This is a genomic window from Komagataeibacter oboediens (genome assembly GCF_003207815.1).
Lineage (GTDB): Bacteria > Pseudomonadota > Alphaproteobacteria > Acetobacterales > Acetobacteraceae > Komagataeibacter > Komagataeibacter oboediens.
Map to the genome: position 1 here is coordinate 209,614 of NZ_NKTX01000002.1, position 6,000 is coordinate 215,613.

5 protein-coding genes and 1 pseudogene are annotated in these 6,000 nt (G+C 60.9%); 2 read left to right on the plus strand and 4 right to left on the minus strand.

From position 1 onward, the window contains the following. Positions 1-25: 25 nt before the first annotated feature. Both gpt and CFR80_RS02875 read right to left on the minus strand, forming a co-directional pair. On the minus strand, positions 26-508 hold the full coding sequence (gene gpt, locus CFR80_RS02870) for a xanthine phosphoribosyltransferase (protein ID WP_010512982.1): 483 nt from the start codon (positions 506-508) through the stop codon (positions 26-28). Continuing rightward, a complete protein-coding gene (locus CFR80_RS02875; RefSeq protein WP_010512983.1) occupies positions 508-882 on the minus strand; it encodes a tRNA-binding protein in 375 nt (124 codons plus the stop codon). Before CFR80_RS02875 ends, gpt begins: the two co-directional genes overlap by 1 nt. A gap of 106 nt (positions 883-988) precedes the next feature. On the opposite strand from CFR80_RS02875, the gene CFR80_RS02880 reads away from it, so the two are divergent. After that, entirely contained in the window at positions 989-2,257 is a 1,269-nt protein-coding gene (locus CFR80_RS02880; RefSeq protein WP_029329225.1) for an MFS transporter, read from the plus strand. Here the strand turns inward: CFR80_RS02880 and CFR80_RS02885 are convergent. Beyond that, positions 2,244-3,476 (minus strand): cation:proton antiporter, encoded by a 1,233-nt coding sequence (locus CFR80_RS02885; protein ID WP_110507077.1) that lies wholly within the window; start codon positions 3,474-3,476, stop codon positions 2,244-2,246. The genes CFR80_RS02880 and CFR80_RS02885 overlap by 14 nt on opposite strands. A 528-nt stretch (positions 3,477-4,004) precedes the next feature. On the opposite strand from CFR80_RS02885, the gene CFR80_RS02890 reads away from it, so the two are divergent. Next, on the plus strand, positions 4,005-4,961 hold the full coding sequence (locus tag CFR80_RS02890; protein ID WP_010512987.1) for an alpha/beta hydrolase: 957 nt from the start codon (positions 4,005-4,007) through the stop codon (positions 4,959-4,961). Positions 4,962-5,065: 104 nt separating this feature from the next. Here CFR80_RS02890 and CFR80_RS02895 read toward each other — a convergent pair. After that, positions 5,066-5,664: pseudogene (locus CFR80_RS02895) on the minus strand (CatB-related O-acetyltransferase). Positions 5,665-6,000: the final 336 nt, after the last annotated feature.

Sequence of the window (6,000 nt, forward strand, 5' to 3'; positions counted from 1 at the left end):
GTGTGATGGGAAACGGGTGTTCCGATCAGGCCTTTTCGGTGGGCTGGCTGGCCAGGGGCGGGATGAACAGCGGTGCCGTATCCCACGGGAACAGGATCCATGTGTCCTGCGGGACCTCGACCACGAACATGTCGGTAACCGGCAGCCCTGCCGGCTTGGCGTACAGGCAGGCGAAGAATGCCTTGGGCAGCATCTTGCGCACCAGCTGGGCCGTGACGCCGGAATCCACCAGGTCATCAATGATCAGGAATCCCTCGCCATCGCCCGCCGCGTCGGCCGTCTTGACCACGTTGGATTCGCCCATCTTTTCCTCGTCGTAGGTCACGACGGAAATGGTGTCGATCAGGCGGCAGTCCAGTTCACGGGCGATGATCGCGGCAGGGATCATGCCGCCACGCGTGATGGCCACGATTCCCTTGAAGGGGCCACGGGCCATCAGCGAGCTGGCCAGTTGGCGGGCATCGCGGTGCAGCTGGTCCCATGTTACGGTTGCGTAGCTTGTAGCCATCAGAAAAGTTTTCCTCCATCGGGAACACGGTCGTCGGGTCGGATCAGGACGGCCTCTCCATTGCTGTCGGGCATGCCCAGTGTCAGCACTTCGCTGCGCAGCGAACCAACCTGCCGCGGGGGCACGTTGATGACCGCGCAGATCTGGCGACCGATCAGCCGGGCGGGGACATAGCGGTGGTTGACCTGCACGACCGACGACCGGATCCCGATATGGGGACCGAAATCAATGGTCAGCCGGAAGGTATGCCGTGGCGTTTCGCGCACGGGGCGTGCATCCACGACCGTGCCGGCCCGGATATCAAGCCAGTCACGTGCGCCTGTTACGTCCCCTGCCGTGCCGGGCACGGCTGCATGCTCTACAGGGTCTGTCATGGAACAGCTTTTGCCCGTATCGGGGCTGATTTGCAAACACGTGAACGTACTTTTCAGGACGAAAGCGCAGGATATTTTTCGCGGCTGCTGTTAGGGTGACGGCATCATGCCTTCTGCTTCCGTCCCACCGCCGCCGCCTGTTGCCGAACACTCCATGAACACCGTGCCCCTGCACCGGCATCCGGGCCTGCCCGCGTTCCTTGCCGCCCGTACGGCATCGTCCTTTTCCGCCTGCGTGCAGGCCGTGGCGGTGGGGTGGCAGATCTATGCCCTGACCCACAGTACGACGGCGCTGGCGCTGGTGGGGCTGGCGCAGTTCCTGCCCATGGCGGGACTGCTGCTGCCGGCGGGGCATGCGGCGGATCATTTCAACCGCCGCCTGATCGTGGTGACGTGCCAGTGCATCGAGGCACTGTCCGCCCTGTTCATGGCCATCGGGGCATTTGGCGGCTGGACCACGCCGTGGATGATCTATGTCATGGTCATGGTGTTTGGCGCGGCGCGCGCGTTCGAAATGCCATGCCAGCAGACCTTCCTGCCCTCCCTTGTGCCCGCGCATGTCTTTCCCCGTGCGGCGGCGGTGTCATCTTCCCTGTTCCAGGCGGCGGCGGTGACGGGACCATCGGTGGGGGGACTGCTGTACGGCGCGGGGGCGGGGGCGTGCTATCTTGTCTGCGCCCTTGGCTTTGCCTGTGCCTGCATGGGGACGCTGCGCATCCGTCTGGCTTACGTTCCCCGGCCACGGGTGCCGCTGTCGCTGGCCACGTTTGTCGAAGTCATGGATTTCATGCGCGCCCGGCCTGACATGCTGGGGGCCATCTCGCTGGATCTGTTTGCCGTGCTGCTGGGTGGGGCGACGGCCATGCTGCCGGTTTTCGCCAGTGACATCCTGCATGCGGGGCCGGTGGGGCTGGGGCTTTTGCGGGCGGCGCCAGCCGTTGGGGCGGTGGTCTGTTCCGTCGTGCTGGTGTGGCGGCCGCTCAACCGTCATGCCGGGGCACGCATGTTCCTGGCCGTGGCGGTGTTCGGCGTGGCCACGGTGGTCTTTGCCCTGTCGCGTTCCATGGCAGTGTCCATTGTGGCGCTGGCGGTTCTGGGGGCGGCGGATGTGGTCAGTGTGGTGGTGCGCGGCGCGCTGGTCCAGTTGCGCACGCCCGACAGCATGCGGGGTCGGGTTTCGGCGGTGAACATGCTGTTTATCGGGTCATCCAACCAGCTGGGGGAATTTGAAAGCGGGATGGTGGCCAGCATGATCGGGCCGGTTGGCTCGGTCGCGCTGGGCGGGATCGGCACGCTGGCCATAACCATTGCGTGGATCCGGATGTTCCCCGGGCTGTGGCGTCTGGACCGGCTGGATGACATTACCCCGGAATAGATGATTGGTCAGTTCCCGTGCGTGGGGCGAACAGCCGGAACAGCGGGCCGGTCAGGGCGGTTGAGATCACCGCCAGCACGATGAGGGAGGCAAAGGCGAAATCCGACAGCATGCCCTGCGCGTGCAGGATGGTGGCGGCCACGATTTCCATCAGCCCCTTGCATTGCAGCAGCGCGCCCACGCCCAGCGCCTGCCGCCGCGTCAGTCCCGGCGCGGGCGGGAAGGCATAGACCGACCCGATCTTGGCCAGCACGGAAATGACCACCAGCAGTAGCGACGCGGTGACGGAGGGCCAGGTCAGCGCATCACCATTTATGTGCAGGCCGCTATGGCCAAAGAACATCGGCGCCAGCCAGATCAGCGAAAAGCGCCCGACCTGTTCTACCGGCAGGCGCGCAACCCACCGTGGCGGCATGAGCGCACCGGCAAAATACGCCCCGATCAGTTCATGCAGCCCAAGCTGCATGCTGGCCCATGACCCGGCGGCCAGATAGACCGGCACCGCCGTCCAGATAACCGGCAGGGGCGGATTGCGCATGTTGCGCGTCGCCCAGTTGCTGATAACCGCCAGTGCCACCAGCAGGATGACCGCCACCCCTTCCAGCCCGGTCCACCCATGCAGCGCGGCCGGCCCGCGGGCGGCGAACTGCAGGATGACCAGTCCGATCCACAGTGCCGCGTCATCAACCACCGCCAGCTTGAGCGCAAGCTGCCCGATCGAGCGTTGCAGCGGTGGGAGCTCACGCACGATCCCGATCAGCACCGGCAGGGCACTGACCGCGATGCACAGGCCAATGGCCAGTGATCCGATCAGGCGGCCCACATGCGGCGGATGCCACCCATGCAGCGGCAGAAAAAAATAATAGACCAGGACGGACCCAATCACGAACGGCCCCCCCAGTGCCACCAGCGCGCCCCCCAGCAGGCGGCCAAGCGGCGGTGGGGGAATGGTATGGGCGGATGCATTGGCATCGGGCGGCTGCCACATTTCCAGTCCGGCGGTAAATGCCAGCACCAGCACGGCCAGCCAGCCAAGGTTGTTGCCGTAGACGGACGGAATGCCGATTGCCTGCACCGGCGCGTGCATGACGGCCAGCACGATCCCGAGCAGGATCGGCAGGACGACAATGGGAATGGCCCGATGCACCAGCCGCCATACACCCCATGGCAGAAGAACAAACAGGGCTGCATCAAGAACAAGTGCCGTAATGTTCGCCAATCTTGAACCTTTCTTATCGAGAACGCGAACAGGCTATATATAAAAATTTGGAATGAGAACTTTTATTTTTTGTAAGGTGCAGGAATATATGGTTTATTGATGCCGTGGGGAAGTATGCGTTCTCATGTGTGAATTTATGCCCATAAAAAAAGGCAGAAGTTCTTGTTCGCTGGTCTTGTGTCCCATTGTCATCCGGCACAAGAACAGGGAAACGTCGATACCGGGCGTCGGGTTCGGCGGGGGAGGGGGCCGGGGTATCACCTTGCCGGCATCGTGCGGGTGGGCGGTTTTTCCATTTCTAAAATGGAATAATATTTCATATCTGCATGGAAAATATAAATTATGAAAATGAATTTCTTTCCAAATATAACAGATAAGAAAAACCCATAATTTTATATTTTATATACAAATACAGAGAAAATTATTTGATGTCGGTCATGGTTGATCACGCTTGCGTGCGTGACCCTCGAGCATAGTGAAGACGCCCCATCCATGGGCGGCTTCTGATTGAAGAGGACCCGCTTCACCATGCCCAAGAATGTCGTAAATCCCGAATTTCTTCCGATCCTGGAAAAAATGCCGTCGTTTGACGGCCTGTCCGCGCGGTCGCTGCCGGAAGTGCGCGAGATATTCATGACGGCGGTCAGGCTGATCGAGGGACGCCCCCTGCCGGATGTCGAAACGCAGGAAGAATACATTCCTGGCCCCGCAGGTGCACCAGATGTACGTGTGTTGATCTATCGTCCCCGCGTCAGGCGCCCCAATGCCCCGGCCATGGTCTATATCCATGGCGGCGGACTGGTTTCGGGCCATCCGGAGGTCGATGACCCCAAGTGTCAGGTGCTGGCCAGCAAGATGGGATTTGTCATTGTCTCGGTCGACTACCGTCTGGCGCCGGAAGTCAAATATCCCGGCGCGATCGAGGACTGTTATGCCACCCTGAAGTGGGTGCATGAAAACGCGGCCGGACTGGGCATCAACCGTGACAAGGTTGTCGTTGCGGGCGAAAGTGCCGGTGGCGGACTGAGCGCCGCACTGGCGCTGATGGCGCGCGACCGCAAGGAATACAGGCTGGCCTATCAGTTGCTGATCTATCCCATGCTGGACGACCGTACGGCCACCAAGGTCGATCCCGCGCCTGATTTTGGTGAATATGTCTGGACCCGTTCGGCCAATAAATATGCATGGGAAGCGTATCTGGGGGCTGCGGCAGGGGGCGATGACACGCCGGCGTATGCTTCTGCCGCGCGGGCCAAGGACCTGTCCGGCCTGCCGCCAACCTTTGTGGGCGTCGGGTCGATGGACCTGTTCCTGTGTGAAGACCTGGACTACAGCCGCCGCCTGATGGCTGCGGGCGTGCCGACCGAAGTGATGGTCGTGCCGGGGGCCTATCATGTATTCGACATGTTCGTGCCGGATGCGGAACTGTCACGCAGGTTCATGGATGCGTACTGCGCGGGCCTGAAACGTACGCTGGGTCTGTAATATCAATCCTTTTGCCGGTCATGATGGTGATGTCATGGCCGGGAAAGGGGATATCCCGCTTTCTTTATCCGGAAACGGTTCATCTCGCATGAACACCCGAAGCGCTATACCGGAACATCTTCGTATGCGCGCAGGAACCCCTCGATATCATCGCTCATCAATAATGGCATCCGGGCACGGATGACCGCCTCGGGCCAATCCCACCATGCCAGTGCCAGCATTCGCCTGATGATCTCGTCGGGGAAGCGGTATCTGATGACCCGGGCCGGATTGCCGCCCACGATGGCGTAAGGCGGCACGTCCCTGTCACCACCGCCGCCGTGGCGATGATCGCGCCAGACCCGATTGTCACGCCCGACATGATATTGGCCCGTGCGCCGATCCACACGTCATGGCCGATGACGATATCCCCCTTTGTGGAATGGTCATCGGTCGCGTCAGTCGCTTCTGGCCAGAAATTGCACTGGTTCTTGAATGGGTAGGTGGTGACCGTATCCGGGCGGTGGTTGCCCAGGATCATCAGCACCTCGCGGGCGATGGAGCAGTATTTCCCGATCTTCAGGCCAGCATATTCGGCTTCTATGATGATGGGAGAGCCCTTGGCACCATACGTATGGTCCCCGATTTCCCAGCCCCATTCCTCGATCTCGTGGGCGAGCGTGTAGCGTAACAGCAGCGAAAAGGCGTTCTTGCCATAATACATGGAGGGTGTGTTCTCCCGTCATGGTTCAGGTTGTGCCACTCTCGATATGCGATTTTGCACATTGATCACAGGAATTAACTTCGTTGCCATGGTGGATCGTCGTTTGGGGAGAAGGACAGACGCGCCGTGTCAGGCAGCTTTGCTATCGCCATCCGGCAGAGCCGGAAAAGGTCGGATCTGTGCGATGGCAGGCGAGGAGGTAGGCTCAGTTCAATCAATTAATAGGTCCTGAGTCTAATACCAACGGTTATGGGCACTGACCTGTGTGAGCCCACTTTCTAAGACCGATGGATCGAATGGTGTCAGGCAAGGCGGCAAGATTATTCCAAGCGGAAC